Here is a 26,639-nt window from a genome sequence, read left to right on the forward strand (position 1 = left end):
CCGCGCTCAGGCGCGGAACACGCTGGCGCCTTCCTTGATCGTCTCGGTCACCTTCAGCGTCGCCAGCGTCTCCGGATCCACCGTCATCGGGTTGTCCGACAGCACCACGAAATCCGCCAGCTTGCCGACCTCGATCGATCCCTTCGACGCTTCCTCGAAATGCTGGTGCGCGGCCCAGAGCGTCATCGCCTTCAGCGCCGTGCCGACCGGCACGCGGTGGCGCGGGCCGATGATGTCGCCGGTGCGCGACCGCCGCGTGACCGTGGCGGACAGCACGCGCATCGAATCCGGCCGGGCCACCGGCGCGTCGTGGTGGGAGGTGAACATCATCCCGCGGCTCATCAGCCAGCCGGTGGGCGAGATGTTCTCCGCCCGCTCCGGCCCCAGCACCGAATCGCGGTGCCAGTCGCCCCAGTAGAAGGTGTGCATCGGGAACAGCGCAGGGAAGATCCCCAGGTCGCGCAGCTGGTCCACCTGGTCCTCGCGCAGCGTCTGGCCATGGATCAGCACCGGGCGGCGGTCGCCCGGGCCGTGCCGGCGCGTCGCCTCGCGCGCGGCGGCGATCATCAGGTCGATGGCGGCATCGCCATTGGCATGCGCCATGATCTGCCAGCCACGTTCGTAGCAGCGCGAAAAGGCTTCGATCGTCGCGTCGGTCGGCGCGGTCTGCAGCCCGCGGTAATCCGCCGCGGCGCCGGCGGGCGGCACCAGGTAGGGCCGCGTCAGCCACGCCGTCTTGCCCTGCGGCGACCCGTCCAGCGAGATCTTGGCACCGCCCACGCGCAGCCGGCTGCGATAGGCCCGCCCCTGCAGCGCCCCGCCCAGCTGGTCCGCCGCGCCCAGGATGTCCGGATAGGCGACGACATCCACCGCGAGCAGCCCGCGCTCGGCAGCCTTGGACAGGTTCGCCAGCGCCGGGCCCATGGCGCGCCCCTCCTGGCAGGTGGTGTAGCCGAACGATGCATAGAATTCCGACCCCGCGCGGATCATCGACAGCCACGCCGCCTCGTCGAGCCGGCCGAGCAGCGGCCCGGCGACCGCGAGCATCGCGTTCTCCTCCATCACGCCATTCGGTTCGCGCGATCCGTCGCGGCGGCGGAACACGCCGCCCACCGGGTCGGGCGTGGCGGCGGTGATGCCCGCCACCTCCAGCGCCTTCGAATTCGCCGCCGCCAGGTGGCTCGATGTGTGGATGATCAGCACCGGCACATCGGTCGAGACCTGGTCCAGCTCCTCGCGCGTCGGGTGGCGCTGTTCGCGCAGCTGGCTGTCGTCGTAGCCGAAGCCGAAGATCAGGTTGTAGCGCCGCGCGGCGGCCGCATTGCGCTGCGCCCATTCGCGCAGGATGCGGACCAGCGCGGGGATGTCGTTGCCCTCGCCATCCGGGGCGGCGAGCATATTGGCGCCGACCGCCTGCAGCCCGACCATCACGACATGCCCGTGCGGATCGACGAAGCCTGGCAGCATGGTGCGGTTGGCCAGGTCCATCATGCGCGTGCCCGGGCCTCGCGTGGCCTCGACCTGCGCGCGCGTGCCGACCGCGAGGATGCGCCCGCCGCGCACGGCGACGGCCTCGGCGGAGGGGGCTGCGTCGTTCATGGTCAGGATGGGGCCGCCGGACCAGATCGCATCCGCCGCGCCGGACGGGTTGGGCGGCGTCTGCGCCTCGGCGCAGCGCAGCAGGCTGCCGAAGCCGACCGCGCCGGCACCCATCGCCAAACGGCCCATGCCGTCCATCACGGCGCGGCGCGATGCGGCGGCGGCGAGGGCGCTCCCGAAGGGGCTGCAGGCGATGCACATGGGCGCGGCTCCTCGCTGACGCATGGCCGCGATGCAGCCGGGGCCAGCGTGGCAGGGGCGTCGTGGCGTTGGCAATCCCGCGCGCGGCTCCGTGCGCCAGGCGCCGCCTACCCCAGCAACCGCCCGATCACCCGCGCCGTATAATCCACCACCGGGATCACCCGCCCGTAGTTGATCCGCGTCGGCCCGATCACCCCGATCGCGCCGACGATCCGTTCCTGCCCGTTGCGGAAGGGTGCGACCACCATCGACAGCCCGGCGCTGTCGAACAGCCCGCTTTCCGCGCCGATGAAGATCTGCACGCCCTCGCCCCGCTGCGCGAGGTCGAGCAGGCGCATCATCGTCTCCTGCTGTTCCAGGCGTTCGAACAGCTTCTGGATCTCGCCCACCCGCGCCGCCTGGTCGATGGTTTCCAGCAGCCGCGCCTGGCCGCGCACGATCAGCGACCCGCCATGCCCACCCGTCCAGGTGCCCAGGCCGGCCTCGATCACCTGCTGCGTCAGGGCATCGAGCGCGGTGCGGTTGTCGGTGATCTCGGCGGCGATGACACCGCGCGCTTCCTCGATGGTGCGCCCGGTCAGGCGCGCATTCAGGTAGTTCGACGCCTGCTGCAGCGCCGAGGGCGGCACGCCGGCCGGCACCTCGATGACGCGGTTCTCGACCTGGCCGTCATTATGGACCAGCACCACCAGCGCGCGGCCGGGACCAAGGGCGACGAATTCGATATGCCGCAGCGCGCCCTCGGAGGTCGGCGCCACCACCAGCCCCGCCGCGCCCGCCAGGCCCGACAGCATCTGCCCGGCCTCGCCCAGCGTTTCCTGGAGCGACCGGCCGGAGGCCGCGCAGCGGGCCGAGATCGCGTCGCGTTCCTCCTCCCCCAGGGCACCGAATTCCAGCAGCCCGTCCACGAACAGCCGCAGCCCGCGCTCGGTCGGCAGCCGCCCGGCCGAGGTATGCGGCGCATAGAGCAGCCCGGCATCTTCCAGGTCCGCCATGGCGTTGCGGATGGTCGCCGGCGACAGGCCGAGCGGCAGCCGGCGCGACAGCGTGCGCGACCCCACGGGCTCGCCGGTGGCGACATACGTCTCCACCAGCTCGCGCAGGATCAGCGCGCTGCGATTGTCGAGGCCCGCGATCGATGCCGCGGCCGGGCCGGGAGGAAGCTTGAAGCTGGGTCCCATGTCTCACCGTGAGATGGGAAGGCTAGGGGCCGGCTTCGAGCCCCGTCAACGCAGGACTGGCGAAGGGTCGCGATCCGGCCATGGCCTGCGCGACGCCCGCGGCACCCCGGGGGACTGGACGCAGGCCGCCCGCGCCGCCATTTTCCGCCGCCTCACCCCCCAAGGACACCGCCCATGCGCCCCTCCGGCCGCGACCCCGCCGCGCTGCGGACCGTCAGCCTGCAACCCGGCTTCGCCCGCCACGCCGAAGGGTCCTGCCTGATCCGCATGGGCGTGACCGAGGTGCTGTGCACCGCCAGCGTGGAAGGCCGCGTGCCGCCCTTCCTGCGCGGCCAGGGCCAGGGCTGGGTCACCGCCGAATACGGCATGCTGCCCCGCGCCACCCACACCCGCGGCGACCGCGAGGCCGCGCGCGGCAAGCAATCCGGCCGCACGCAGGAGATCCAGCGCCTGATCGGGCGCAGCCTGCGCGCGGTGACCGACATGAAGGCGATGGGCGAGATGACCGTCACCATCGACTGCGACGTGCTGACCGCCGATGGCGGCACGCGCTGCGCCTCCATCACCGGCGCCTGGGTGGCGCTGCACCTCGCCTTCGAACACTGCCGGCGCATGAACATCATGACCCGCAACCCGCTGAAGGACCAGGTCGCCGCGGTCTCCTGCGGCGTGTGGGAAGGCACGCCGGTGCTCGACCTGGACTATGCCGAGGACAGCAAGGCGGATGCCGATGCGAACTTCGTGCTGACCGGCGCCGGCGGCATCGTGGAGGTGCAGGGCACCGCGGAAGGCGCGCCGTTCTCCGATGCCGAGCTGATGGCGCTGCTGGCGCTGGCGCGCAGCGGCACCACGGACCTGTTCGCGAAGCAGCGCGAGGCCGCCGGGCTGTGAGCGCGCATCGTCGCCTCGACCGCGGCGAACGCATCGTCATCGCCACCCACAATGCCGGCAAGCTGCGGGAGGTGGCGGCGCTGCTGGCACCCTTCGGCATCGAGACGGTGTCCGCCGGTGCCCTGAACCTGCCCGAACCGGCGGAGACCGAGGACAGCTTCCTCGGCAATGCCGGCATCAAGGCGCTGGCGGCCGCGCGGGCGGCGGGGCTGCCGGCGCTGGCCGATGATTCCGGCTTCTCGGTGGCGTCGCTGGCCGGCGCGCCCGGCGTGCGCACGGCGGATTGGGCGATGCAGCCGGACGGCACGCGCGACTACGCCGAGGCGATGCGCAAGGTGATGGAAGCCGCGCAGGAATTCGAGGACCGTTCGGCCTGGTTCTCCTGCGCGCTGGTCCTCGCCTGGCCCGATGGCCACATCGAGGGCTTCGAGGGCCGCGCCATGGGCCATTGGGTGTGGCCACCGCGCGGTGCGAAGGGCTTCGGCTACGACCCGATGTTCGTGCCCGATGGCGGCGCGGAGACCTTCAGCGAGATGGACCCGGCGGAGAAGCACCGGATCAGCCATCGCGCGCGGGCGTTTGCGCTGCTGTCGGCGGCGTGCCTGCCGCGGGGCTAGGGTCCTGTTCCGCGGTCCTTCAGGCCCCCCTCGGCATTGGTTTCAGTGGCCTGCTGACCCGCTGCGTTTGCCGCGAAGGGTGGTGAACGCAGCGGGGGCACCAGTCCCGACCGGCCGCAGAGGCGGGTGACAGCGCGCGACGCGCTGTCGCGCGCGGGGGCGCCTCTAGCCGGGCGCCTTCATCTGCTCCGCCGCCTTCCTGCGTCGCCTCGGCGCCGGCGGTGGCGTCGGCGCGGCCGGCAGCGGCGCCGCCTCCAGCCCGCGCCGCACCAGGCTCGCCCAGGCTTCCTCGGGCGTGTCCACCATCTCGAACAGCGACAGGTCGCGCGCGTCGATCATGCCGTGTTCCACCAGCATCGGCAGGTTCACCGCCTGCTCCCAGAAGGCGCGGCCGAACAGCACGATCGGGCGCGGCGTGGCCTTGCCGGTCTGCACCAGCGTCAGCAGCTCGAACAGCTCGTCGAAGGTGCCGAAGCCGCCGGGGAAGACCGCCAGCGCATTGGCGCGCATCGCCAGGTGCATCTTCCGCATCGCGAAGTAGTGGAAGCGGAAGGTCAGCGCCGGCGTGGACCAGGCATTCGGGTCCTGTTCGTGCGGCAGGGTGATGTTGAAGCCGATGGATGGCGCGCCGGCCTCGGCCGCGCCGCGATTGGCCGCCTCCATGATGCCGGGCCCGCCGCCGGTCGCGATCACATTGTCCCGCGGCGCGCCGGAGGCCGCCAGCGCACCGCCGCGCAAGGACACGATGCGCGCGAAGGCGCGGGCGTCCTCGTACATCCGGCTGCGCTCCAGCGCCTGCTTCGCGGCGCGGTTCTCGGCCGCGGTCCTCGCCGCCGCCGCCAAAGCCTCGGCGCGTTCGGGCGAGGGGATGCGCGCCGAACCGAACACCACCACGGTCGATCGCACGCCCCAGTCGCGCAGCGCGTATTCGGCCTTGGCGTATTCCATGCCGAAGCGCAGGGGGCGCATCTCGTCGCGCAGCAGGAAGTCCTGGTCCTCGACAGCGAGCAGGAAGGATCGAGAGCGCTTCTGCGCGGTATTGTCGGGCATGGCGCCTCCGGTGCTGGCCAGCTCCGCGCGGCGGTTGCGACGCGACCGGACCGATCCTAGCCTGTCTTTCGCCGCCGGCGGAAAGCGGCGCGCGGAAGAAAGCACGGGATGCAGCGCACCGCGGCGCCCTCGGGGGGATTCTCGATTCCCCCGTCCCGGTCTATTGGAACATCTCCCAGGCCGCGTAGTGAGGATGCCATGAAGGACGACACCCGGACGAAGCTGGCGGCGGTCTCGACCGCCACGCTCACCACGGTCCTGTTCAAGCGCGGCTTCCGCAACGTGTTCCTCGCACTGCACCCGGTCGGGCACGGCGCACCGAACATGGTCGGCCCCGCCTATACGCTGCGCACCATCCCGGCGCGCGAGGACCTCGATCATCTCGAGGTCTTCAAGGACCCCGACCACCCACAGCGCAAGGGTGTCGAGGAATGCCCGCCCGGCGCCGTCTTCGTCATCGACAGCCGCGGCGATGCGCGGGCGGCCTCGGCCGGCGGCATCCTGATCACCCGCCTGCGCGCGCGCGGCGTGGCCGGCGCGGTCACCGATGGCGGCTTCCGCGACAGCCCGGAGATCGGCGCGATGGGCTGGCCGGCCTATCACGCCACGCCCTCGGCGCCGACCAACCTGATCCACCACCATTGCGTGGATTTGAATGTGCCGATCGCCTGCGCCGGCGTGGGCGTGCATCCCGGCGACATCATGGTGGGCGACGGCGAGGGCATCGTCTGCATCCCCGCCCACATCGCCGATGACGTCGCGGCGGAGGCCTTCGAGCAGACGGTGTTCGAGGACTTCGTGCAGGAACGCGTCGCCGCCGGCCACACGATCCGCGGGCTCTATCCGATGACCGACGCGGCCAACAAGCCGATCTACGAGGCCTGGCGCAAGGCGAACGGGCGTTGAGGCTGCACCTCGCCGCGCTGGCGCTGCTGTTCGCCGCGCCGGCCCTGGCGCAGCAGGAGCTGCCCGCCTGCCCGGAGACCATCGCGGTGACGGACGCGACCCAGGGCGCCGCCCCGGCGGGCTGGCAGCACTTCCAGCGCGACCTGCCGCACCGGCTGATCGACATCCGCTTCCATGCCGGCCCGCCATCGGAAGGTCGCTTCGTCGAACCGGTCGCCGGCAGCGCGCGCGGCACGGTGGTCAGCATGCGCTATGGCCTGCCGGCGGTCGAAGGCCCGGTCTGGATGTCCTGCGTCTATGCGGCCACGGCGCATACGCTGGTGCGCCGGATCAGCGGGCCCTTCCCACCCCATGTGCGGGTCAATCACGACCGCGCCGACGGGCGCACCTTCATCACCTACAACTGACGCCGGCTGACCCGCCACGCCGAAGCGGGGATCACCCGGACGCCGCGGCGGTCGGGCGTGTGAGGAAGCGGTTCTCCGCGCTGGCGGCGTAGTCGCCGAAGGGGCCGCAGGGGGTGAAGCCCTGCGCGAGGTACAGCGCCACCGCGGCCTGGAAATACGCGCTGGTGCCGGTCTCCAGGCTGACCCGCGCCATGCCGGCCGCGCGTGCCTCGGCGATGATGTGGCGCAGCAGCAGCGCACCGACGCCACGGCGCCGCGCCGCCTGCGCGGTGTGCATCGACTTCACCTCGCCATGGTCGGGTGCAAGGCGCTTCAGCGCACCCACGCCCAGCAGCGCATCGGCATCCCAGGCGCTGAAGAAGCGGATCCCGGGCGCACGCAGCCCGGACAGGTCCAGCGCGAAGGCGAAGCCTTCCGCCGTGGCTTCGCGTGCCAGGCGCTGGTGCAGCGCCACCAGCGCCTGCACCCGCGCATCGTCCAGACCCCCCTCGACGATCCTCACAGGTAGCGCCCGCGTTCCAGGATCTCGAGCGTATAGTCGCGATAGCTCATGCCCAGCGCCTCCGCCCGCGCCAGGCGGCGCAGCGCGACCTCGCGCGGCGGGGTCTTCCAGGCGCGCTTGTGCGCGCGGCGCCAGCACCAGGCCTTCCAGCCGGTCTGCGCTTCGTCCTCATGCAGCGGTGGGCCACCATTGTGGCGGGGCGGGGGCGGCGTGGTCATCGCCGCATTATCCACTATAGTGGATGCATGTCCACCGAAACGCCGGCACCCCTCGACACCCTCCTCGGCCAGCGCATCCGCCGCGAACGGGAGGCGCGCGGCTGGTCCATCGCCGACCTCGCTGCCGCCTCGGGCGTCTCGCGCGCCATGATCAGCAAGATCGAGCGCACCGAGGCGAGCCCCACCGCCGCGCTGCTCGGCCGGCTGTCGGGCGCGCTGCACCTGACGGTTTCCACCCTGCTGGCGCGCGCCGAGGCCGATGCCGGGCCCTCGCGCATCGCGCGCCTGCCGGCGCAGCCGCTCTGGACCGACCCCGCCACGCGCTACCGCCGCCGCGCCGTATCACCCCCCGGCGCCGAGCCGGAGCTGGTCGAAGTGGAACTGCCGCCCGGCGCGCGCGTGGCCTATCCGGCGGCCTCCTTCGCCTTCCTGCGCGGCCAGGTGGCCTGGGTGCTGGAAGGCCGCCTCGCGATCGAGGAAGGCGCCGAGGAAGCCGTGCTCCAGGCCGGCGACGCCCTGGCCTTCGACCTCGACACGCCAAGGGGCCATGCCTACCGCAACCCATCGAAGTCGAAGCCCTGCCGCTACCTGGTGGCGCTGTCGCGGCGCTGAAGTGATGGCGCGGCGCCGGGGCCGGTGGCAGGCTTACGCCAAATCCTGGGAGGAAACGGCATGACCCATCGCATCGCCCGCCGCGCATTGCCCGCGCTGGGCCTGGCCGCCGCCGGCGCCGCCCGCGCGCAGGCGGGCTGGAGCCCCACCCGCCCCGTCACCATCATCGTGCCCTTCCCGCCCGGCGGATCCACCGACGTCACCGCGCGCCTGGTCGCAGAGAAGATGGCCCCGCTGCTCGGCCAGAACGTGGTGATCGACAACAAGCCCGGCGCGCAGACCGTGATCGGCGCCGAGGCCGCCGCACGCGCCGCCCCCGATGGCCATACGCTGCTGATGTCGTCGGGCACCACGCTGACCATCAACCCGCTGATCGGCCGCAACCTGCCCTACCGGCCGGAGGATTTCGCGCCCGTCGTGCATGTCGCGACGCTGCCCTTCTGCATCGCGGTGAAGCCCGGCATCCCCGACACCATTGCCGGGTATGTGGCGCATGTGCGCGCCAATCCCGGCAAGGTCACCTGGGGCCACAATGGGCGCGGGTCGTTCAACCACATCGCCGGCGCGCTGATCGCCGATCGCATCGGCCTGGACTGGCAGGATGTGGGCTATCGCGGCGATGCGCCGCAGTTGAACGACCTGCTGGCGGGCACGCTCGATTCCATCCTGGTGGGCGGCGCCACGGGCCTGGCGGCCGCGCGGTCGGGCCGCGCGCGCATCATCGGCTGGACCGGCGAGACGCGCCTGCCCAACCTGCCCGACCAGCCGACCTTCGCGGAGTCCTATCCCGGCCTGGTCGCGGTGACCTGGTTCGGGCTGCTGGCACCCGCGCGCACGCCGCCGGCCGCGGTCGCGCGGCTCAACGCCGCCGGTGCTGCCGCCACCGCCGATGCCACGGTGAAGGAACGCCTGCTGAACGAGGGCATCCTGGCCGCCGGCGGCACGCCCGCCGACTTCCAGGCCTTCCTGTCGCGCGAGGCGGAACGCTGGGGCCCGCTGCTGCGGCGCCTCGACATCCAGCTCAACTGATCAGGGCTTCAGGTAGCCAAGCACCACCTCCACCACATGCGCCTCGCGCGCCTCGAGCGCCGCCTCGGTGCCGAGGTCGGCGTCGAAGATCGTCGACAGCGTGTGCCGGTTCGCCACCCAGAAATGCCCGAGGCCGAGCATCGTCACATACAGCTGCAGCGGATCCACGCCGCGGCGGAAGCGCCCGGTCTCCTCGCCGCGCTTCAGCACCGCGCGCAGGCTGCCGAGCAGCGGCGAGTACATCGCCGGCACTTCCGCGCTGCGTTTCAGATACGCCGCGCGGTGGATGTTCTCCTGGTTCAGAAGTGCGACGAATTCCGGATGGGCGGCGGTATAGCGCAGGTTGAAGCGCACGAGGCGCGCCATCGCTTCCTCGGGGGGCAGGTGCTCGACCTCCAGCGCGCGTTCCTCGGCGCGCTTGGCGGCATAGGCCTGCTCCAGCACGACCAGCCAGAGCTCTTCCTTCGATCCGAAATGCGCGTAGAGCATCCGCTTGTTGGCGCCCGAGCGCAGCGCGATCTCGTCCACCCGCGCGCCGGCCAGCCCGTGGGCCGCGAATTCCGCCAGCGCCGCATCCAGGATGCGCTGGCGCGTCGCGGCGGCGCGCGCGGACAAGGGCCGCTGCGCCGATCCCTCCATCAGAACCGCCCGTCGCGCACTTCGAACTTGGTGGCTTTCCCCAGCGAGCGCCCGCCCTGCGCCACCCAGCCCGTCACCCAGTCCAGCATCCGCGCCAGCGGCACGCGCGGGTAGCCGAACAGCGCGAAGGCGCGCGCCGCGTTGGACAGCAGCGCATCGGGCGCCTCGGCGCCGGCGAAGGTCACGTCCCGGCCCAGGCGCCGCGCGAAGTCGCCGGCGACCTGGCGAACGCTCACGGTCTCCGGCCCGGTCACGTTCAGCACCGGGCAGTCGGGCGAACAGCGCGCGAGCGCGCGCAGCGTCCAGGCATTGGCATCGCCCTGCCAGATCACGTTGGCATGGCCCATCGTGACCGGCACCGGCACGCCGTCGCGCACCTTCGTCGCGATATCGGCCAGCACGCCATAGCGCAGGTCGATCGCGTAGTTCAGCCGGATGCCGAAGCAGGGCGTGCCGCGGGTGGCGGCGGCGTGCTGGAACACGCGTTCGCGCCCCAGGCAGGATGCCGCGTAGTCGCCGATCGGCGAGGGCGGCGTGTCATCGGTCGCGCCGCCCGACCCCACCGGCACCAGCGGCAGCACGTTGCCGGTGGAAAAGAACACGATGCGCGATCCGGCCCAGCGTTCCGCCACCATCGCCGGCAGCAGCACGTTCATCGCCCAGGTCAGCGCCTCGTTGCCGGTGGAGCCGAACTTGCGCGCCGCCATGAACACGACGTTGGGCGCATCGGGCAGGGCCGCCAGCGCCGCGCGGTCGGTCAGGTCGGCCGCGAGGCATTCGATGCCCCAGGATTCCATGCGCGCGCGCAGCCCGTCCTCGGACCAGCGCGCCACCGCGATGATGCGCCGCGCGGGGTCCGCGCGCTTGGCCAGCCGGCAGAGCGTCGGCCCCATCTTGCCGGCCGCGCCCAGCACCAGGATGTCGCCGGGCACGGCGGCCAGGTCGGCCACCAGCGCGGGGTCGGGGCGCGAGAGCACCTCCTCCAGCGATTCTTCGTCGGCGATGGTCGCGGGCCAGTCCTGCACGGGCGTTCCTCCTGCCGCGCATCCTTGCGCCGCGGCCAGGGGCTGTCCATCAGTGGCGCGCCTGCCGGCGTAGCGGGAGCGGTGGCGCGCCTGCCGGCGTAGCGGGAGCAGTGGCGCGCCTGCCGGCGTAGCGGGAGCAGTGGCGCGCCTGCCGGCGTAGCGGGAGCAGTGGCGCGCCTGCCGGCGCGACGCAGCGCGCTACTGCGCCTGCGCCGTCGCCGTCTCCGTCCCGCGCGGCAGCAGGACGAACACCTCCGCCTCGTCGCGCATGCGCCCGGCGCGCTCGCCGGCCTCCTGGCCCCAGCCCTGGAAGAAATCGGTGCGCGCCGGCCCGCGGATCGCCCCCCCGGTATCCTGCGCCACCACCAGGCGGCCCACCGGCGGCGTGTCGCGGCGCGCCATCGGGTCCTTCACCATCACCCACATCGGCGCGCCCAGCGGGATGAAGGCGCGGTCCACCGCGACGCTGCGCTGGGGCGTAAGCGGCACGCCCATGGCGCCGATCGGCCCCTGCTCCAGTGTCAGCCCCTCGACCCGCCGGAAGAACACATAGGACGGGTTGCCGCGCAGCAATTCGGTGGCGCGGTCGTGGCCCGCGCTGGCCAGCCAGGCGCGGATCGCCTGCATCGACATCTGCTCGCGCGGGATCTCGTTGCGCTCGATCAGCAGCCGCCCGATCGCGACATAGCCGCGCCCATTGTGCCCGGCGAAGCCGACGCGCATCACCTCTCCATTCGGCAGCACCACGCGGCCCGACCCCTGGATATGCAGGAAGAAGGCATCGGCCGGGTCGTCCACCCAGACCAGCTCCAGCCCGCGCCCGGCCAGCGCGCCGGTGTCGATCGCCGCGCGGTCGTGGAAGGGCTCCATCCGCCCTTCGACCATCATGCCGTAGCGGCGGCGCAGCGGGTTGTTCGGCACGGCCGCTTCGACCAGTTCGGGCGGGCGGCTGTGCAGCGGGGTGCGGAACACCTCGTCGGGTTCCACCGCCCCACGCAGGATCGGTTCGTAATACCCGGTCATGATGCCCGCGCCGGCCGCGAAGGGCTCGAAGCGGGCCTCGATGAATTCGCGCACCGCCAGGTGGCGCGCCGCCAGCCAGGCCGCCACGCGGCGGTCATGCGCACGGCCGGCGCCGGCGCGCGGCGGGCGGGGCAGGGCGCGTTCCAGCGCGCGGATCTCCAGGCACAGCCCCTGCCAGGCCGCCGCCGTGCCCGCCCGCAGCGCCGCATCGCCCTGACCGCCCAGCACGAAGTCGGCGCGCATCGGCCGCAGGGCGCCGCAACTGGATTGCAAGGCCGGCAGGATGTCGTGATGCGTGTCGGAAGCCCAGCCCGGCAGGTCGTCGAAGGCCACGCGGCGCAGCAGCGGGGGCGCGGGCGGGCCCAGCTCCTCGGCCGCGCGGGGCTCGGGCTCGGCGGGCGGGCCGCCATGCTGGGCGCGGGCCGGCAATGCCGCCAGCAGCCCCATCAGCACGAAGGCAGCGGCGCCAAACCCGCGGCCGGACGATCCCACCCAGACCATGATCGGAACATTACCCCAGCCCGGCCGGCGCCGCGACTCTCCGGGGGCTGAAGGAGCGTCGCGGACGCCCCGGCCCGGGGCTTAGGCGGGCCGGGTTCCCACCAGCTTCCAGGTGGGATCGGAACCCGAAACGTCGCGCTGGAAGGTCCAGAGGTCGATGATCTCGGTCACAGCCTCGGCGCCCGCGCTGATCGAACCGTCCCTCGCGATCGTCAGGTTCACCTGGTCGGAGACGATCCGCACGGTGATGTCGGCGACGGTGCCGCGCAGCTCGGCGCCTTCGATCGCCATCTCCTGGATCGAACGCAATTCGGTGCGCTGGGTCTCGCCGGCGGCCTCGCGCTGGGCGATGGCGCCGTCGAAGCCGGCATAGGCATCGTCGGACAGCAGGTTGCGCAGCGTGTCGCGGTCGCCGGCGGCGAAGGCGGCCACGATCATGCGGAAGGCGCCCTCGGCGCCGCCCAGGAAGGCGGCCGGGTCGAAGCCGGCATCGGCGCCGCGGATGCGCGCCAGCGCCTGGCCCGCAGGGCTGCGCGGGTCGGGCAGGCCGCGCGGCGCCGCGGCGGCGGCCGGCATGGGGATGATGTCGGCCTCGCGCCCCGCCGGTGCGGCGGGGGCGCCGGGCGCCGCTTCCGGCGGACGCTCGTAGCCTGTCCGGCGCCCCAGGACGCTGCGCAGGCGCAGCACCAGGAAGGCCGCGACCATGGCAAACAGGATCAGATCGATCGGCAAGCCGCCTGTCATGGGGAACTCCTCGGATCACATCACTTAGGGCCGCCATGCCCCGTCCGCAACATTGACCGGGTGCTTCGCCGCCGCGCGACCCCGCCAGGGCAGGCCCGGCACGGCTGGTCCTTGACCGCCAAGCGCATCAGGCCGCCCGAGGTTGCGGCCCGGCGCGCCGCCCGCTACCCCGGTGCGGTCGTTCCCGGGACGCCCGCCGCATGATCCTGCTCCGCCACGGACAGAGCGAGTTCAACCTGCTGTTCACCCAGACCCGGAAGGATCCGGGCATCGTCGACCCGGTGCTGACGCCGCTCGGCCACGAGCAGGCGCAGCAGGCGGCCGAGGCGCTGGCGACCGAGGACATCCGCCGCATCCTGGTCTCGCCGTATCGCCGGGCGATCCAGACCGCGCTGCCGACCGCGCGGCGGCTGGGGCTTCGCCTGACCGTGACGCCGCTGGTGCGCGAACGCTACGCCTTCACCTGCGACATCGGCAGCCCGGCGACGGCGCTGCGCATGGCGTTTCCCGATGTCGACCTGGCGCATATCGACGAGGTCTGGTGGCCGCCGCAGGAGGAACCCGCCGACCAGGTCGAGGCTCGCGCCGCGCTGTTCCGCGCCGAGATGGCGGCGCTGGACGACTGGGCGCATACGCTGGTGGTGACGCATTGGGGGTTCGTGATGGCGCTGACCGGGCTCAGCGTGACGAACGGCCAGATCCTGCGGGTCGACCCGACGGCGCCGGGCCCCGCGCTGGTTCCGTGGAAGCATCATTAGGTTGACCCTCAGACGGCGGGCGGGCCGCGTCCGCGGCCCTTGCCTGCGCGCCATGGGCTGGTGCGCTGGCGGCGGCGGGTGGGTTGGGCGCGGTCGCGCAGTCGCGCTCCCGGATCGCGCTGCGCACGATCCGAGGTTTTTGCGTGACCCTCAGACGGCGGGCGGGCCGCGTCCGCGGCCCTTGCCTTCGCGCCGGGGGCTGGTGCGCCCGGCGCGGCGGGCGGGTTGGGCGCGGTCGCGCAGTCGCGCTCCCGGATCGCGCTGCGCACGATCCGAGGTTTTTGCGTGACCCGCAGACGGCGGGCGGGCCGCGTTCGCGGCCCTTGCCTGCGCGCCATGGGCTGGTGCGCTGGCGGCGGCGGGCGGGTTGGGCGCGGTCGCGCAGTCGCGCTCCCGGATCGCGCTGCGCACGATCCGAGGTTTTTGCGTGACCCTCAATCGGCGGGCGGGCCGCGTTCGCGGCCCTTGCCTGCGCGCCATGGGCTGGTGCGCTGGCGGCGGCGGGCGGGTTGGGCGCGGTCGCGCAGTCGCGCTCCCGGATCGCGCTGCGCACGATCCGAAGAATGTGGGTGGCGCTGTTGCGTGGGCCTTGGGCCGCCGGCGCCGGGCGGGCAGTGGCGCCGCGGGTGCCGGTTCCGTGTGGCACGCTTCTTGTTTACCATTGGCGCAGTTTCATTGACCCGTCGCCCCCGCCGCACCATACAGGCAGCGTGAACGCGCCCGCCCCGCATCCCGACATCGCCACCGCCCGCCGCGTCCTCGCCCTGGAATCCGAGGCGTTGACCGCGCTCGCCGACAGCCTCGACGACCGCTTCGCGCAGGCGGTCTCCCGCCTGGCATCCGCCACCGGCCGCGTCGTGGTCAGCGGCATGGGCAAGTCCGGCCACGTCGCACGCAAGATCGCCGCGACCATGGCCTCGACCGGCACGCCGGCGCTGTTCGTCCACCCGGCCGAGGCCTCGCACGGCGACCTCGGCATGATCGTCGCCGGCGATGCGGTGCTCGCGCTGTCCAATTCGGGCGAGACGCCGGAACTGGCCGACCTGATCGGCCATGCCAAGCGGTTCGGCCTGCCGCTGGTCGGCATCATCGGCCGCGCCGACAGCACGCTGGCGCGCGCCGCCGATGTCGCCCTGGTGCTGCCCGCGGCACCCGAGGCCTGCCCGATGGGCCTCGCGCCCACCACCTCGACCACCATGCAGCTGGCGCTGGGCGACGCGATCGCGGTGGCGCTGCTCGAACGCCGCGGCTTCACCGCCGCCGATTTCCGGGTGTTCCACCCGGGCGGCAAGCTGGGTGCGCGGCTGTCGCGTGTGCGCGACCTGATGCACGGCGCGGAGGAACTGCCCGTCGCGCCATCCGCCATGCCGATGGACGCCGCCATCGTGGCCATGACGGCCCGTCGCTTCGGCTGCCTGGGCGTGACCGATTCCGATGGCCGGCTGCTCGGCATCATCACCGATGGCGACCTGCGCCGCGGCCTGGAATCCGGCGGCGCGGCCACGCTGCTGTCACGCACTGCCGGCGAGGTGATGACCCGCGCGCCGCGCACCGTTCGCCCCGACACCCTGGCCGCCGAGGCGCTGCACGAGATGAACACGCGCGCCATCACCGCGCTGTTCGTGCTGGACGATGGCGGCCGCCCGGTCGGCATCCTGCACATCCACGACCTGCTGCGCGCGGGGGTGGCGTGACCATGCGCGGGGGAGGGTCCGCCGGTGCATGCGGGACGCATCGCGTGACGACGCGTGGGACACATCTCTCGGGCACGCGCGGGTTGCGCGGCGTGGATGTCCGCGGGCAGCGCCGCGCCAAGGCGCGCCGGGCCGCGCCATGAGCACGCGCGAGGGTCCCCGCGCCGCGCCGCCCGTGCCGCTGCGCACGGCCGGTCCGGTCGCGCCGCGCCGCATGCTCGCGCCGTCGCGCGAACGCTGGGCGCCCTCGGCCGGGCAGATCGCGCGGCGGCGGCTTGCGGTGCGCCTGGCGAAGTGGCTGTTCCCGATCCTGGGCGTGGGCCTGCTGGTGGGTATCGCCGTCTGGCCGGAACTCGACCGCATGGAGGACCGCGCGCGGGTGTCCTTCCGCCGCGTCATCCAGGCGCAGCCCGATGCCGTGCGGCTGGTCGAGCCGCGCTACCAGGGCCTGGACGAGCAGAACCGTCCCTTCACCGTCACCGCCGATGTCGCGGCGCAGACCGACTCCGCCGATATCGTGGACCTGACGCAGCCGCGCGCCGACATCCTGCTGACCGACGGGTCCTGGGTGCTGCTGGAATCGCGCGAGGGTCGCTTCGACAAGGGCACCAACCGGCTTGACCTGAGCGGCGACGTCACGCTCTGGCAGGATGGCGGCAATCTGCTGGTGACCGCGACGGCCGAGGTGCTGCTGCAGGATGGCGCCGCCTCGGGCGACAGCCCGGTCGCCGCGCAGGGCCCCTTCGGCACGCTGGTCAGCGAGGGCTTCCGCCTGACCGAGCGCGGCCAGGTGGTGGTCTTCACCGGCCGCGCCCGCGCGGTGCTGGAGGGTGGGCAATGAGCGCGTCGGATCCGCGACCGTGGCCGCCGCGCACCGGCGACCATCAGTGCGCGCAGGCGCGGCCGAGCACCGCACCGCAAGGCGCCCAGCCGCAGCCGATCACCCGCGGCCTGCACCACCTGCGCGCGGCCGCGCTGGCCGCCGCCATGCTGTTGCTCGCCGGCGGCGCCGTCGCGCAGGGCATCGACCTCAGCCAGGGCGGCCCGGTCGAGGTGACGTCGAATGACGGGATCGAATGGCGCCAGGCCGACCAGGTCATCGTCGCGCGCGGCCAGGCGCGGGCCACGCGCGGCGGGGTCACGGTTGAATCCGACCGGCTGATCGCGCGCTATCGTCCGCGTGGCGGCGCCGGTGCCACCGCCGCGCGCGCGCCGGCCGACGGCCCCGCCGGCGGCGGCGAGATCTGGCGCCTCGAGGCCGAGGGCAACGTGGTCATCACCACCGCCACCGACCGCGCCGAAGGCGATCGCGCCGTCTACGACATGGACCAGGCGGTGATGGTGCTGACCGGGCAGAACCTGCGCCTGGTGAATCCCGACAATACGCTGACCGCGCGCGACAGCATCGAGTACTGGTCTGCCCGCCGCATGGCGGTGGCGCGCGGCAATGCTGTGGTGGTGACCAATGACGGCCGCCGCGTGCGGGCCGACACGCTGGTCGCGTATTTCGCCGAGACCCCCGCCACGGCCACCGCGCCGCGGCCGCAGGCCGTCACCGCCACCGCCACCGCCGGCGCGGGCACGACCGCGATGCCCGGTGCCGCGCCGGGCAGCCAGGCGCCGTCCAGCCTCGATCGCGTCGAGGCCTTCGGCAATGTCGAGATTCGCACCGCCGACGAGGTCGTGCGCGGCGACCGCGGCGTCTACAGCCCGAATACCGGCCTGGCGCGGCTGCTGGCGAATGTGCGGATCACCCGGGGGGACAATACGCTGTCGGGCCAGGAAGCGATCGTGAACATGCAGACCGGCGTGGCGCGCCTCGTCTCCGCGCCGGGTGCGCGCGTGCAGGGGCTGGTGGTGCCGCAGCAGGGCGGCCAGGGCCTGCCCGCGCCCGGCCAGCCGCAGCAACAGCAGCAGGCGCCGCGATGAGCGACGCCCTGCGCGTGATCGAAGGCGCCGCCGGCACGCTGGTCGCGAACGGCCTGGGCAAGCGCTACAAGAAGCGCCCCGTGGTGCGCGGCGTCTCCATCTCGGTGAAGCGGGGCGAGGCGGTCGGCCTGCTCGGCCCGAACGGCGCCGGCAAGACCACCACCTTCTACATGATCACCGGCCTGGTGCAGCCCGATGAAGGCCAGGTGATCCTGGACGGTCACGACGTCACGACCTTGCCGATGTACCGCCGCGCGCGGCTCGGCCTTGGCTACCTGCCGCAGGAAGCCTCGATCTTCCGCGGCCTGAATGTCGAGGACAACATCCGCGCCGCGCTGGAAGTGGTCGAACCCGTGCGCGACCGGCGCGAGCAGATGCTCGACAGCCTGCTGGCCGAATTCGGCATCTCCCATTTGCGCCGCGCGCCGGCGCTGGCGCTGTCGGGCGGCGAGCGCCGGCGCTGCGAGATCGCCCGCGCGCTGGCGACCCACCCCGCCTATGTGCTGCTGGACGAACCGCTGGCCGGCATCGACCCGATCGCGGTCGGCGAAATCCGCGACCTGGTGAAGCACCTCAAGAACCGCGGCATCGGCGTGCTGATCACCGACCACAACGTGCGCGAGACGCTCGAGATCATCGACCGCGCCTATATCCTGCACGACGGCCAGGTGCTGATGGAGGGCAGCCCGCGCGACATCGTCGCGCATGAGGGGGTGCGCCGCGTCTACCTGGGCGAAAGGTTCAGTCTCTAGGCTGGCGTGATGGCTGACCGCGTTTACTGGCAGGGGCGTGCGGCAGGCCGGGACGGGGCCGGCCGGGCCATGCACGGCGCAACCGCGCCCGCGGGCCGCGTCCGCGTCGCGATGGCCGCGCGGCGGAGCAGCGGATAGTGGCGATCGGCCCGCGGCTCGACCTGCGCCATTCGCAGCAGCTGGTGATGACGCCGCAGCTGCGCCAGGCGATCAAGCTGCTGCAATCCTCGAACCTGGAAGTCACCGCCTTCGTCGAGGAGGAGCTGGAGCGCAACCCGCTGCTCGAACGCGACGAGCGCACCGACCCCGGCCCCGATGCCGGCCGCGGCACCGACCCGCTGCCCGCGGCCCCCGAAGCCCCCGACGCCGCCGCCGCCGCGGCATCCGATGTGCTGCCCGCCGACACCGCGGCGCCGCTCGATGCCCAGTGGGACAACGTCTACGACGCCGGCACGCCGCACATGGGTGCGGGCGGGCGCGCCGATTTCGACGACGAGCTGTCGGGCATCGACGCCATGGCGGCGCCCGGCAAGACGCTGCGCGAACATCTCGGCGAGCAGCTCCGCCTGACCTTCCGCACGCCGGCCGAACGCATGATCGCGGGCAACCTGCTGGCGCTGGTGGACCCCGCCGGGCGGCTCGCGGTGCCCGACGCCACCATCGCCGATGCGCTGGGCTGCGACGAAGCCGCGGTGACCGCCGTGCGCCGCCGCATGCAGCGCTTCGACCCGGTGGGGATGTTCTGCGCCGACCTGCGCGAATGCCTGATGGTGCAGCTGGCCGACCGCAACCGCTACGACCCGGCCATGGCGGCGCTGCTCGACAACCTGGACATGCTGGCGCGGCGCGACCTGCGCGGGTTGCAGCGCGTGTGCGGTGTCGATGCCGAGGACATGGCGGAGATGGTGGCCGAGCTGAAACGGCTCGACCCCAAGCCCGGCTGTTCCTTCGACGCCCCGCCGGCGGTCACGCTGGTGCCCGACGTGCTGATGCGCCGCGGCCCGGCCGATGACTGGATCATCGAACTCAACCCCGAGACGCTGCCGCGCGTGCTGATCAACCGCGGCTTCCATGCGCGCGCCGTGGTGGGTGCCAGGTCGCGCGACGAGAAGGCCTGGGTGGCCGAACGCTTCCAGACCGCGTCGTGGCTGGTGAAGTCGCTGGAGCAGCGCGCCAACACCATCCTGAAGGTCTCGGCCGAGATCGTGCGCCGGCAGGACGGCTTCTTCCGCCACGGCGTGGCGCACCTGCGCCCGCTGATCCTGCGCAACGTCGCGGAGGAAGTCGGCATGCACGAAAGCACCGTCTCCCGCGTGACGTCCAACAAGGCGATCGCCACGCCGCGCGGCACCTTCGAGCTCAAGTATTTCTTCACCACCGCCATCGCCGGCACCGCCGGGGGCGATTCCGTGAGCGCGGAAGCGGTGCGACACCGCATCAAGGCGATGGTCGAGGGCGAGCGCTGCGACGATATCCTGTCGGATGATGCGATCGTGGAGCGTCTTCGCGCGGAAGGCGTGGACATTGCCCGCCGGACCGTGGCCAAATACCGCGACGCGTTGCGCATCCCATCATCCGTGCAACGCAAACGGGAGAAGGCCGTCCCGGCCTGATCGACCCGAGAGCCTTGCGGGCCCGCGCGGAGGATGCGGACCCGGCGATGCGGTCGCCACGGGCGGCCCCTCCCTTTCACTGAAGAAGGAGGGCAGAGCCCCATGCATGTCACGGTCGCAGGCAAGCAGGTCGAAACCGGCGAGGCGCTGAAGGTCCATGTGCGAGACGGCCTCGATGCCATCACGCGCAAGTATTTCGACCACGCGCTGGAAGCCAACGTCACCTTCCACCGTTCCCGAGCGCATTTCGCCTGCGACATCAACCTCAAGGCCGGGCGCGGGTTGACCATGCGTGCCGAGGGCGAGGGCCCCGACGCCCACCGCGCCTTCGACGAGGCCGCCGAACACCTGGCCAAGCGCCTGCGCCGCTATCGCCGCCGCATGAACGAACACGCGCGCTCCGCCGCGCCGGAACGCGAGGCGCCGCCCGCCGGTCGCGAGCGCGTGCTCGCCGCGATCGAGGGCGAGGAGGAGGAAGCCCCGCCCGCCCCGAACGGCGCCGACCACGGCGCCATCATCGCCGAGCACCCTGCCGAGATCGCGCTGCTGAGCGTGGGCGAGGCGGTGATGCGCATGGACCTCGCGCATGTGCCGGTGCTGATGTTCCGCAACTCCGCGACGCGCGCGCTGAACGTGGTGTACCGGCGCGCCGACGGGAATGTGGGGTGGCTCGATCCCGGCGCGGCATAGAGCAGATCGCGTTCAGATCGAATCATCTGAACGCGTGAAGATGCTCTGAAAACAACAGGCTAGAGCCTGCGAAGTGAGCGCGAGCGAACGCAGCATGCTCCAGCGCAGATCCCGATCGGTTGGACCCAACCGACCGGGCCAGGATGCTCGTGACAACAAGGGGCTGGATGCATCGAAGCGAGCCAAGGCGAGCGTGGATGCCTCCAGCCACAACGCCGGCGGGCGGTTCAGCCGCCCGCTGCGTCGATCTCCGCCAGGACCCCCGGCACGTCCACCGCCCAGGCCGCGCCCACCAGCTCCGGCCGTTCCAGCCACATGACGTGGCGATGGCCGACGATGCGCGAGATCATCGCGAAGCATGACCGCAGCGTGATCGCGGCGCGCGTCGCGGGTATCACCTCGACCACCTGCGTGCCCGGGCGCGCGGCCAGCAGCAGCGCCAGTCCGGCGCCATGGGGCGCGACCACGCGCGGCGCGCGGCGCAGCCGGGCGATCTTGTCGGCCAGCGTCATCTGCGCGAACAGCAGGCAGTCGAAGCCGCGCTCGACCAGCGCGGCTTCCAGCGCCGCCTCCTCGCCCATCGGGCGCTTGGGCGAATCGCGGCGCGAGACATAGACCGGCCCGCCCGCCATCGCCGGATCGGCCATCGCCTCGGCGCGCGCGGCAATGCGCTCCAGCAGGCCGCCATAGGCCGCGCCATGCACCAGGAAGGACAGGTTGCGCCCGCCGACGAACAGTTCCTCGACGAACAGCGCATCGCCCACCGCGATGCGCGGCGCGGCGCCGGCATCGGCCAGGTCCAGGCTTTCCTCCACGAAGACCGGCGCGCGGTCCGACAGCAGGATCGGCAGCGTGCCGGCGGCATCATTGAGCCGCCAGGCCAGGCTCGGCAGCCATTCGGCGAACCAGTGGTACAGGTTGCCATGCGGCTCGACCGCCAGCACCGCCGCCTTGACCGACGGCGCAGCGGCCATGGCCGCCAGCCCCGCCGGCGGGACCGGCTGCTGGTAGGTCATCACCGGCCGCCCGTCGCGATCCCACACCAGGCCGCGGCGGTCGACGAAGACGTTGCGCAGCACCGAGACCTCGGGGCGCGCGATCTCGGCCGCCTTGGCCTCGAAGGCGGCCATCGCGCGCGCGGCTTCCTCGGCCACCGGCGCCGGCAGGCCGGGGGCGGCGCGGATGATGGTGGGCGGGCCGGCCAGGGGGGCGCGCGGGCCGGGCGGTCCGAACGGGATCGCGGTCGGCTCCGGCTTGCGGTCGGCGGCGCCCAGCATCCGCCGGGCCAGCGCCGCCGTCGCGGCGCGCAGCGGCGGCGGGACGGTGGCCGTATGGGCGGCGCGCTGCAGCATCCGCAGCAGCACCGGCAGGCTGGCGCCGTCGTCGCCCGGCACCGGCGCCAGGGTGGCGCTGTCGGCCATCAGCACCGCCAGGCCTTCCAGCACATGGCCCGAATTGGTCAGCTGCCAGGCGATGGTCACGCGCAGCCGCGGCAGGATCTGCGCGGCGATGGCGAAGCCCGTGGCATGCGCGACATCGCGCTCGCGCCCTTCCAGCAGGGCCGCGCTCACCACGGCGGCGACGATGCCTGGGCCGACCTTCATCGGATCCAGCTGGCGCGACAGGCCGACCACCGTGGCGCCGTCGCCGCGCGCGGCGGCCTTGCGCAGCGTGGCGACCGCGGCCAGGTGGGCTTCGCGCAGCGCCTTGTCCGCCGGGGCGGCGGGCGGCGGGGGAACCTCCTTGTCCATGCTCCCGGCCGCTCTCCCTGGGATGCCGCGCCTTGCCGGCGGGGCTGCGCGGGCGGCGCGATGCTACAGGGCGCGACGGCACGGGCAAGGCCGCGCGGCGGCACGCCGGTTCCGCGCGCATCATCGCCCGACCGGATGATTCCATCCGGCCGGCATCTGCTCTACAGCAGTCCGGTTCCAGCGGCGCGTCCCGGCCGCCGGGGCGCGCCCGGCGACGGCGCCCCGCGCCAGGGCGCAGCGGAACGGCCGGGATGGATCGCCGGGCCAACCGGATGGAGAAGCGGCGGATGACGGAGATCACCGGCGACCAGGGCGTGGCGGCCGCGCCGCCACCCGCGGACGCCCTGGCCGGCAAGATGCTGGTCGGCACCTTCCACAAATCCGGCACCATGCTGATGTTCAAGATCTTCACGCAGATCGCGGTGCGGCGCGGCTATCGCCTGTCGGCGCCGCGCCGGCGCCCGCCGATCGACGAATGGGACATCTTCATCGACGCGCATTCGCGCTTCGATACCGGCCCCCTGCCGCCCACGGCGCGCGGCATCGTCGTGATCCGCGACCCGCGCGACATCGTCATCAGCGGCGCCCATTACCATGCACGCCTGACGCCCGGCCCGCCCGAGGCCTGGGCGCATATCCCGCGCCCGGCCTTCGGCGGCCTGACCTACACGCAGAAGATCGCCTCCCTGCCCGACGACGAGGCGCGGCTGTCCTTCGAGATGGACAACATGGCCGCCACCACGCTGAAGCGCATGGCGCATTTCGCCGACCCGTCGCCGACCTTCCGCACCATCCGCTTCGAGGACCTGGTGACGGACAACGAGCTGCGGACCTTTCGCGGGATGTTCGAATGGCTGGGGCTGCGCCCGCAGGACATGGACGCCGCGCTGCGCATCGCCCATGCCAACAGCATCTTCTCGGGCCAGCTCAAGACCACGCATGTGCGCAGCGGCCGCCCGGAGCAGTGGCGCGAGCAGTTCACCCCCGCGCTGCACGCCCAGTTCCGCCGCAACTTCGGCGACCTGGCGGAACGGCTGGGCTACCCGGCGGCCTGAGAGACCGCGTGGGGCTGCGCCGTCCGGCGCAGCCCGGGCCACGGCAGCGGCAGTCCCGAACGGCCTGTCGGCGCGCCGGTCAGTGGACCAGCGCCGCCCCCATGCCGTGCTGCATGATGGCCGCGGTCGCGAGGTCGAGGCTCGGCGCCGCGCCGATCGGCGTGCCGTCCGCCGCATGGATGGCGATGGCGGCCTGGCCGTTCACCACCACCGGGCGGACATAGGCGATGCGCTGCGCGCCGTAGCGCGCCCAATCCAGCGGCGAGAGGCGCTTGAGGTCCGCCGCGGTCAGGGCCTGGTCCTGCGGCAGGTCGGTGTCGTCGGTCTGGTCGGTCATGTCGGTTGCTCCTGCCGCGCCGTCCCGAAGGGGCCCGTGCGGTGTTGTCCGGCCCGGACGGGCCCGGATGGGGGGAAGGCGGGTGGTCCTGGGGGCGTCTCAGCGCCGCTCCGGCGGGCCTTCCATCAGGGCGGTCGGCCCGTTGGTGCGCGCGCCGATGCGGATGGTCTTGACCCGCGCCTCCGGCTGCGGGCGCTTGAGGTCGAGGTGCAGCAGCCCGTTGTCGAGCCACGCCCCTTCCACCTCCATGCCCTCGGCCAGCACGAAGGCCCGCTGGAACTGGCGCGCCGCGATGCCGCGATGCAGGAAGATGCGGCCTTCGCTGTCGTCCTTCTGGCGGCCGCGGATCACCAGCTGGTTGTCCTCCTGCGTGATCTGCAGGTCGTCCATGGCGAAGCCGGCGACGGCCAGGGTGATGCGCAGGCGGTTGTCGCCGGTCTGCTCGATATTGTAGGGCGGGTAGCCATCGGCGTTCTTGCCGACCCGGTCGAGCATCTGCTCGAGGTGGTCGAAGCCGAGGAACAGGGGCGATCCGAAAAGCGACTGGCGCGACACCGAAGCGGGCCTCCTCAATCGAGAGCGAAGCGGTGGCGGGACCCGAAGCACCCCGCCGTCCCAGGATTTTGGCGGGCGGGGCCCCGGTTGCAAGGGGGCCTGCGCCGTTGCAACGGGGGGCGGCGGGGTCTACATCGCCCCGCCCGCCATGACCGACACCCCGACGCTGCCGATCCTGTTCGTTCCCGACGCGCGCCTGCGCGCCAAGGCGAAGCCCGTCGGCGCCGCCGATGCCGACCGTGTGCGCGCCCTGGCGCCGCAGATGCTGGCGGCGATGTACGCCGCGCCCGGCATCGGCCTGGCCGCGCCGCAGGTCGGCGAATTGCTGCGCCTGGTGGTGATCGACCTCCAGAAGAACGAGGCGCCCGACCCGATCGTGCTGGTGAACCCCGAGATCATCGCCGCCAGCAAGGATGTCGCGACGCGCGAGGAAGGCTGCCTGTCATTGCCCGGCCAATACGCCGACGTGACGCGCCCCGCGCAGGTGCGCGTGCGCTACCACGACCTGTCCGGCGCACGGCGCGAGATCGAGGGCGACGGCCTGCTGTCGGCCTGCCTGCAGCACGAGATCGACCACCTGGATGGCGTGCTGTTCGTGGACTACCTGTCCGCGCTGAAGCGCAACATGCTGCTGCGCCGGCTCGCCAAGGACCTCAAGGCGAAGCAGCGGGACGACTGAGCCGATGCGCCTGGCCTTCATGGGCAGCCCCGACTTCGCCGTGCCGGCGCTGCGCGCGCTGCACGCGGCCGGGCACGACATCGCCGCGGTCTATTGCCAGCCGCCACGCCCGGCCGGGCGCGGGCAGAAGGAAACCCCCTGCCCGGTGCATCGCGCGGCGCTGGAACTCGGCCTGGCGGTCCGCACGCCGGCGCGGCTCAAGCGCGACCTGGCGGAACACGACGCCTTCGCGGCCCTTGGCCTCGATGCCGCGGTGGTCGCCGCCTATGGGCTGATCCTGCCGCGCGCCATGCTGGATGCGCCACGGCAGGGGTGCATCAACATCCATGCCTCGCTGCTGCCGCGCTGGCGCGGCGCGGCGCCGATCCACGCCGCCATCCTGGCCGGGGACGACGCCACCGGCATCACCATCATGCGGATGGAGGAAGGCCTCGACACCGGCCCCATGCTGCTCGCGCAGGCGGTGCAAATCGCGCCCGACGCCACCGTCGGCGCGCTGCATGATGCGCTGGCGGACCTCGGCGCGCGGCTTGTGCTGCGCGCGCTGGCCGAACAGCCCCCCGCGGTGCCGCAGCCCGATGCCGGCGTGACCTATGCGCCCAAGCTTACCAAGGCGGATGGCCGGCTGGACTGGACGGCCGATGCCGCCGCGCTCGACCGCCGCGTGCGCGCGCTGAACCCCTGGCCCGGCACCTTCTTCGACCATGGCGGCGAACAGGTGCGCGTGCTGGCCGCGCAGGTCGAACCCGGCGAAGGCCCGCCCGGCACCGTGCTGGACGATGCCGCGCTGGTCGCCACCGGGTGCGGCGCGCTGCGCCTGCTGCGCCTGCAACGCCCTGGCCGCGCGGCGCAGGAGGCCGAACCCTTCCTGCGCGGCTTCCCGCTGCCGCGCGGGGCGGCGCTGGGCTGATGCCGGCCTTCGCGCTGCGGGTCGAATACGACGGCGCGCCCTTCATCGGCTGGCAGCGCCAAGCCACCGGCCTGTCGGTCCAGCAGGTGATCGAGGACGCCGCCGCCCATCTGAACGGCGGCGAACCCCCCACCGCCACCGCCGCCGGCCGCACCGATGCCGGCGTGCACGCCGAAGCGCAGGTGGTGCTGATCGACATCAGCGCCGAGCTGACGCCCGACCGCGTGCGCGACGCGCTGAACTTCCACGCGCGCCCGCATCCCGTGGTCGTGCTGGCGGCCGTGCCCGCCGCGCCGGGCTGGTCGCCGCGCTTCGACGCCATCGGGCGCGCCTATCGCTACCGCATCCTCAACCGGCGCTCGCGCCCGGCGCTCGACCTCGGCCGCGTCTGGCACGTGCCGCGGCGGCTCGATGCCGCGGCGATGCACGATGCAGCGCAGGCGCTGCTGGGGCGGCACGATTTCTCCGCCTATCGCGCCGCCTCCTGCCAGGCGAACTCACCGCTGCGCACGCTGGATCGCCTCGACGTCGCGCGCCTCGCCGACGACATCGTCATCATCGCCGAAGCCCGGTCCTTCCTGCACCACCAGGTCCGCAACCTGGTCGGCACGCTGGCCGAAGTCGGCATGGGCCGCCGCCCCACCACCTGGCCCCGCGCCGTGCTGGACAGCCGCGACCGCGCCCGCGCCGGCCAGACCGCACCACCGGAGGGGCTGACGCTGACCAGCGTGCGCTACGATCCGGCGATCGACTGGGGGTAAGGGCGCAGCG

General features: G+C 72.9%; 29 protein-coding genes. 17 read left to right on the plus strand and 12 right to left on the minus strand.

The genetic code is table 11. The features are described from left to right. Positions 1-6: 6 nt before the first annotated feature. Together LQ222_RS03235 and hrcA are read right to left on the minus strand one after the other, a co-directional pair. Positions 7-1,800, minus strand: a complete 1,794-nt coding sequence (locus LQ222_RS03235) for an amidohydrolase (RefSeq protein ID WP_230164440.1) — start codon at positions 1,798-1,800, stop codon at positions 7-9. 107 nt (positions 1,801-1,907) lie between these two features. After that, positions 1,908-2,981 carry a heat-inducible transcriptional repressor HrcA gene (gene hrcA, locus LQ222_RS03240; RefSeq protein WP_230164441.1) on the minus strand — a complete coding sequence of 358 codons (1,074 nt, stop codon included), beginning with the start codon at positions 2,979-2,981 and terminating at the stop codon, positions 1,908-1,910. A 174-nt stretch (positions 2,982-3,155) separates the two neighbouring features. Here hrcA and rph point away from each other — a divergent pair, with 174 nt between their 5' ends. Then, positions 3,156-3,872, plus strand: a complete 717-nt coding sequence (gene rph, locus LQ222_RS03245) for a ribonuclease PH (protein ID WP_230164442.1) — start codon at positions 3,156-3,158, stop codon at positions 3,870-3,872. Then, positions 3,869-4,489: a non-canonical purine NTP pyrophosphatase gene (locus LQ222_RS03250; RefSeq protein WP_230164443.1), complete on the plus strand. Its 621-nt coding sequence runs from the start codon at positions 3,869-3,871 to the stop codon at positions 4,487-4,489. Before rph ends, LQ222_RS03250 begins: the two co-directional genes overlap by 4 nt. Positions 4,490-4,654: 165 nt before the next feature. On the opposite strand, the gene LQ222_RS03255 is transcribed toward LQ222_RS03250, so the two are convergent. Then, the gene (locus tag LQ222_RS03255; protein WP_230164444.1) at positions 4,655-5,539 is read right to left on the minus strand and encodes an LOG family protein; all 885 of its coding nucleotides are present in this window, start codon (positions 5,537-5,539) and stop codon (positions 4,655-4,657) included. A gap of 198 nt (positions 5,540-5,737) precedes the next feature. On the opposite strand from LQ222_RS03255, the gene LQ222_RS03260 reads away from it, so the two are divergent. Together LQ222_RS03260 and LQ222_RS03265 are read left to right on the plus strand one after the other, a co-directional pair. Beyond that, entirely contained in the window at positions 5,738-6,445 is a 708-nt protein-coding gene (locus LQ222_RS03260) for a ribonuclease activity regulator RraA (RefSeq protein ID WP_230164445.1), read from the plus strand. Next, on the plus strand, positions 6,442-6,852 hold the full coding sequence (locus tag LQ222_RS03265; RefSeq protein ID WP_230164447.1) for an STY0301 family protein: 411 nt from the start codon (positions 6,442-6,444) through the stop codon (positions 6,850-6,852). Before LQ222_RS03260 ends, LQ222_RS03265 begins: the two co-directional genes overlap by 4 nt. 31 nt (positions 6,853-6,883) lie before the next feature. Here the strand turns inward: LQ222_RS03265 and LQ222_RS03270 are convergent, their stop codons facing one another. Continuing rightward, positions 6,884-7,354 (minus strand): GNAT family N-acetyltransferase, encoded by a 471-nt coding sequence (locus tag LQ222_RS03270; RefSeq protein ID WP_230164449.1) that lies wholly within the window; start codon positions 7,352-7,354, stop codon positions 6,884-6,886. Further along, positions 7,351-7,572, minus strand: coding sequence for a hypothetical protein (locus LQ222_RS03275; protein ID WP_230164452.1), 222 nt, complete (start codon positions 7,570-7,572; stop codon positions 7,351-7,353). Before LQ222_RS03275 ends, LQ222_RS03270 begins: the two co-directional genes overlap by 4 nt. Positions 7,573-7,599: 27 nt before the next feature. On the opposite strand from LQ222_RS03275, the gene LQ222_RS03280 reads away from it, so the two are divergent. Together LQ222_RS03280 and LQ222_RS03285 are read left to right on the plus strand one after the other, a co-directional pair. Continuing rightward, on the plus strand, positions 7,600-8,184 hold the full coding sequence (locus LQ222_RS03280; protein ID WP_230164454.1) for a helix-turn-helix domain-containing protein: 585 nt from the start codon (positions 7,600-7,602) through the stop codon (positions 8,182-8,184). A 60-nt stretch (positions 8,185-8,244) separates the two neighbouring features. Then, on the plus strand, positions 8,245-9,213 hold the full coding sequence (locus tag LQ222_RS03285) for a tripartite tricarboxylate transporter substrate binding protein (RefSeq protein WP_230164456.1): 969 nt from the start codon (positions 8,245-8,247) through the stop codon (positions 9,211-9,213). On the opposite strand, the gene LQ222_RS03290 is transcribed toward LQ222_RS03285, so the two are convergent. The 4 genes from LQ222_RS03290 to LQ222_RS03305 form a co-directional block, all read right to left on the minus strand. After that, entirely contained in the window at positions 9,214-9,828 is a 615-nt protein-coding gene (locus tag LQ222_RS03290; protein WP_230164458.1) for a TetR family transcriptional regulator, read from the minus strand. A gap of 23 nt (positions 9,829-9,851) precedes the next feature. Further along, the gene (locus LQ222_RS03295; RefSeq protein WP_230164460.1) at positions 9,852-10,877 is read right to left on the minus strand and encodes an NAD(P)-dependent oxidoreductase; all 1,026 of its coding nucleotides are present in this window, start codon (positions 10,875-10,877) and stop codon (positions 9,852-9,854) included. Positions 10,878-11,075: 198 nt separating this feature from the next. Then, on the minus strand, positions 11,076-12,401 hold the full coding sequence (locus LQ222_RS03300) for a murein transglycosylase A (protein WP_230164462.1): 1,326 nt from the start codon (positions 12,399-12,401) through the stop codon (positions 11,076-11,078). Positions 12,402-12,482: 81 nt separating this feature from the next. After that, on the minus strand, positions 12,483-13,145 hold the full coding sequence (locus LQ222_RS03305; RefSeq protein ID WP_230164464.1) for a Tim44/TimA family putative adaptor protein: 663 nt from the start codon (positions 13,143-13,145) through the stop codon (positions 12,483-12,485). 200 nt (positions 13,146-13,345) lie between these two features. Here LQ222_RS03305 and LQ222_RS03310 point away from each other — a divergent pair, with 200 nt between their 5' ends. The 7 genes from LQ222_RS03310 to hpf all read left to right on the plus strand — a co-directional run bounded on the left by LQ222_RS03310 (position 13,346) and on the right by hpf (position 20,581). Then, positions 13,346-13,903, plus strand: coding sequence for a histidine phosphatase family protein (locus LQ222_RS03310; protein WP_230164466.1), 558 nt, complete (start codon positions 13,346-13,348; stop codon positions 13,901-13,903). Between the two features lie 710 nt (positions 13,904-14,613). Beyond that, entirely contained in the window at positions 14,614-15,597 is a 984-nt protein-coding gene (locus tag LQ222_RS03315) for an SIS domain-containing protein (RefSeq protein ID WP_230164467.1), read from the plus strand. 139 nt (positions 15,598-15,736) lie between these two features. Next, positions 15,737-16,438, plus strand: coding sequence for an LPS export ABC transporter periplasmic protein LptC (gene lptC / locus LQ222_RS03320; protein ID WP_230164469.1), 702 nt, complete (start codon positions 15,737-15,739; stop codon positions 16,436-16,438). Then, on the plus strand, positions 16,435-17,526 hold the full coding sequence (locus LQ222_RS03325) for an LptA/OstA family protein (RefSeq protein WP_230164471.1): 1,092 nt from the start codon (positions 16,435-16,437) through the stop codon (positions 17,524-17,526). Before lptC ends, LQ222_RS03325 begins: the two co-directional genes overlap by 4 nt. Further along, positions 17,523-18,278, plus strand: a complete 756-nt coding sequence (gene lptB, locus LQ222_RS03330) for an LPS export ABC transporter ATP-binding protein (RefSeq protein WP_230164472.1) — start codon at positions 17,523-17,525, stop codon at positions 18,276-18,278. Before LQ222_RS03325 ends, lptB begins: the two co-directional genes overlap by 4 nt. Before the next feature lie 137 nt (positions 18,279-18,415). Beyond that, on the plus strand, positions 18,416-19,891 hold the full coding sequence (rpoN, locus tag LQ222_RS03335; protein WP_230164473.1) for an RNA polymerase factor sigma-54: 1,476 nt from the start codon (positions 18,416-18,418) through the stop codon (positions 19,889-19,891). 102 nt (positions 19,892-19,993) lie between these two features. Beyond that, positions 19,994-20,581, plus strand: coding sequence for a ribosome hibernation-promoting factor, HPF/YfiA family (gene hpf / locus LQ222_RS03340; protein WP_230164474.1), 588 nt, complete (start codon positions 19,994-19,996; stop codon positions 20,579-20,581). Between the two features lie 227 nt (positions 20,582-20,808). On the opposite strand, the gene LQ222_RS03345 is transcribed toward hpf, so the two are convergent. Continuing rightward, the gene (locus tag LQ222_RS03345) at positions 20,809-22,332 is read right to left on the minus strand and encodes a DUF563 domain-containing protein (RefSeq protein WP_230164475.1); all 1,524 of its coding nucleotides are present in this window, start codon (positions 22,330-22,332) and stop codon (positions 20,809-20,811) included. A gap of 287 nt (positions 22,333-22,619) precedes the next feature. Here LQ222_RS03345 and LQ222_RS03350 point away from each other — a divergent pair, with 287 nt between their 5' ends. Further along, positions 22,620-23,387, plus strand: coding sequence for a sulfotransferase domain-containing protein (locus LQ222_RS03350; protein WP_230164476.1), 768 nt, complete (start codon positions 22,620-22,622; stop codon positions 23,385-23,387). A gap of 79 nt (positions 23,388-23,466) precedes the next feature. On the opposite strand, the gene LQ222_RS03355 is transcribed toward LQ222_RS03350, so the two are convergent. After that, positions 23,467-23,724 (minus strand): DUF1150 domain-containing protein, encoded by a 258-nt coding sequence (locus tag LQ222_RS03355; RefSeq protein WP_230164477.1) that lies wholly within the window; start codon positions 23,722-23,724, stop codon positions 23,467-23,469. 99 nt (positions 23,725-23,823) lie between these two features. Continuing rightward, positions 23,824-24,219, minus strand: coding sequence for an Hsp20 family protein (locus LQ222_RS03360; protein WP_230164550.1), 396 nt, complete (start codon positions 24,217-24,219; stop codon positions 23,824-23,826). Between the two features lie 208 nt (positions 24,220-24,427). Here LQ222_RS03360 and def point away from each other — a divergent pair, with 208 nt between their 5' ends. The 3 genes from def to truA are packed head-to-tail and all read left to right on the plus strand — an operon-like array spanning position 24,428 to position 26,629. After that, positions 24,428-24,958 (plus strand): peptide deformylase, encoded by a 531-nt coding sequence (def, locus tag LQ222_RS03365; RefSeq protein WP_230164479.1) that lies wholly within the window; start codon positions 24,428-24,430, stop codon positions 24,956-24,958. Between the two features lie 4 nt (positions 24,959-24,962). Continuing rightward, complete coding sequence (fmt, locus tag LQ222_RS03370; protein WP_230164481.1) at positions 24,963-25,868, plus strand: methionyl-tRNA formyltransferase; 906 nt, start codon at positions 24,963-24,965, stop codon at positions 25,866-25,868. After that, entirely contained in the window at positions 25,868-26,629 is a 762-nt protein-coding gene (gene truA / locus LQ222_RS03375; RefSeq protein WP_230164483.1) for a tRNA pseudouridine(38-40) synthase TruA, read from the plus strand. Before fmt ends, truA begins: the two co-directional genes overlap by 1 nt. The last annotated feature ends 10 nt before the right edge of the window (positions 26,630-26,639 follow it).

Origin of the sequence: Roseomonas sp. CECT 9278, assembly GCF_918698155.1 — a bacterium.
Taxonomy (GTDB): Bacteria; Pseudomonadota; Alphaproteobacteria; order Acetobacterales; family Acetobacteraceae; genus Neoroseomonas.

Coding starts and splice junctions, on each gene's coding strand:
- LQ222_RS03255 (WP_230164444.1), bottom strand. CDS start 5,539: ATGCCCGACAATACCGCGCAGAAGCGCTCTCGATCCTTCCTGCTCGCT.
- LQ222_RS03260 (WP_230164445.1), top strand. CDS start 5,738: ATGAAGGACGACACCCGGACGAAGCTGGCGGCGGTCTCGACCGCCACG.
- LQ222_RS03300 (WP_230164462.1), bottom strand. CDS start 12,401: ATGGTCTGGGTGGGATCGTCCGGCCGCGGGTTTGGCGCCGCTGCCTTC.
- fmt (WP_230164481.1), top strand. CDS start 24,963: ATGCGCCTGGCCTTCATGGGCAGCCCCGACTTCGCCGTGCCGGCGCTG.
- rph (WP_230164442.1), top strand. CDS start 3,156: ATGCGCCCCTCCGGCCGCGACCCCGCCGCGCTGCGGACCGTCAGCCTG.
- LQ222_RS03325 (WP_230164471.1), top strand. CDS start 16,435: ATGAGCGCGTCGGATCCGCGACCGTGGCCGCCGCGCACCGGCGACCAT.
- LQ222_RS03345 (WP_230164475.1), bottom strand. CDS start 22,332: ATGGACAAGGAGGTTCCCCCGCCGCCCGCCGCCCCGGCGGACAAGGCG.
- def (WP_230164479.1), top strand. CDS start 24,428: ATGACCGACACCCCGACGCTGCCGATCCTGTTCGTTCCCGACGCGCGC.
- LQ222_RS03355 (WP_230164477.1), bottom strand. CDS start 23,724: ATGACCGACCAGACCGACGACACCGACCTGCCGCAGGACCAGGCCCTG.
- LQ222_RS03360 (WP_230164550.1), bottom strand. CDS start 24,219: ATGCTCGACCGGGTCGGCAAGAACGCCGATGGCTACCCGCCCTACAAT.
- lptC (WP_230164469.1), top strand. CDS start 15,737: ATGAGCACGCGCGAGGGTCCCCGCGCCGCGCCGCCCGTGCCGCTGCGC.
- hpf (WP_230164474.1), top strand. CDS start 19,994: ATGCATGTCACGGTCGCAGGCAAGCAGGTCGAAACCGGCGAGGCGCTG.
- truA (WP_230164483.1), top strand. CDS start 25,868: ATGCCGGCCTTCGCGCTGCGGGTCGAATACGACGGCGCGCCCTTCATC.
- hrcA (WP_230164441.1), bottom strand. CDS start 2,981: ATGGGACCCAGCTTCAAGCTTCCTCCCGGCCCGGCCGCGGCATCGATC.
- LQ222_RS03280 (WP_230164454.1), top strand. CDS start 7,600: ATGTCCACCGAAACGCCGGCACCCCTCGACACCCTCCTCGGCCAGCGC.
- lptB (WP_230164472.1), top strand. CDS start 17,523: ATGAGCGACGCCCTGCGCGTGATCGAAGGCGCCGCCGGCACGCTGGTC.
- LQ222_RS03350 (WP_230164476.1), top strand. CDS start 22,620: ATGACGGAGATCACCGGCGACCAGGGCGTGGCGGCCGCGCCGCCACCC.
- LQ222_RS03310 (WP_230164466.1), top strand. CDS start 13,346: ATGATCCTGCTCCGCCACGGACAGAGCGAGTTCAACCTGCTGTTCACC.
- LQ222_RS03275 (WP_230164452.1), bottom strand. CDS start 7,572: ATGACCACGCCGCCCCCGCCCCGCCACAATGGTGGCCCACCGCTGCAT.
- LQ222_RS03305 (WP_230164464.1), bottom strand. CDS start 13,145: ATGACAGGCGGCTTGCCGATCGATCTGATCCTGTTTGCCATGGTCGCG.
- LQ222_RS03235 (WP_230164440.1), bottom strand. CDS start 1,800: ATGTGCATCGCCTGCAGCCCCTTCGGGAGCGCCCTCGCCGCCGCCGCA.
- LQ222_RS03285 (WP_230164456.1), top strand. CDS start 8,245: ATGACCCATCGCATCGCCCGCCGCGCATTGCCCGCGCTGGGCCTGGCC.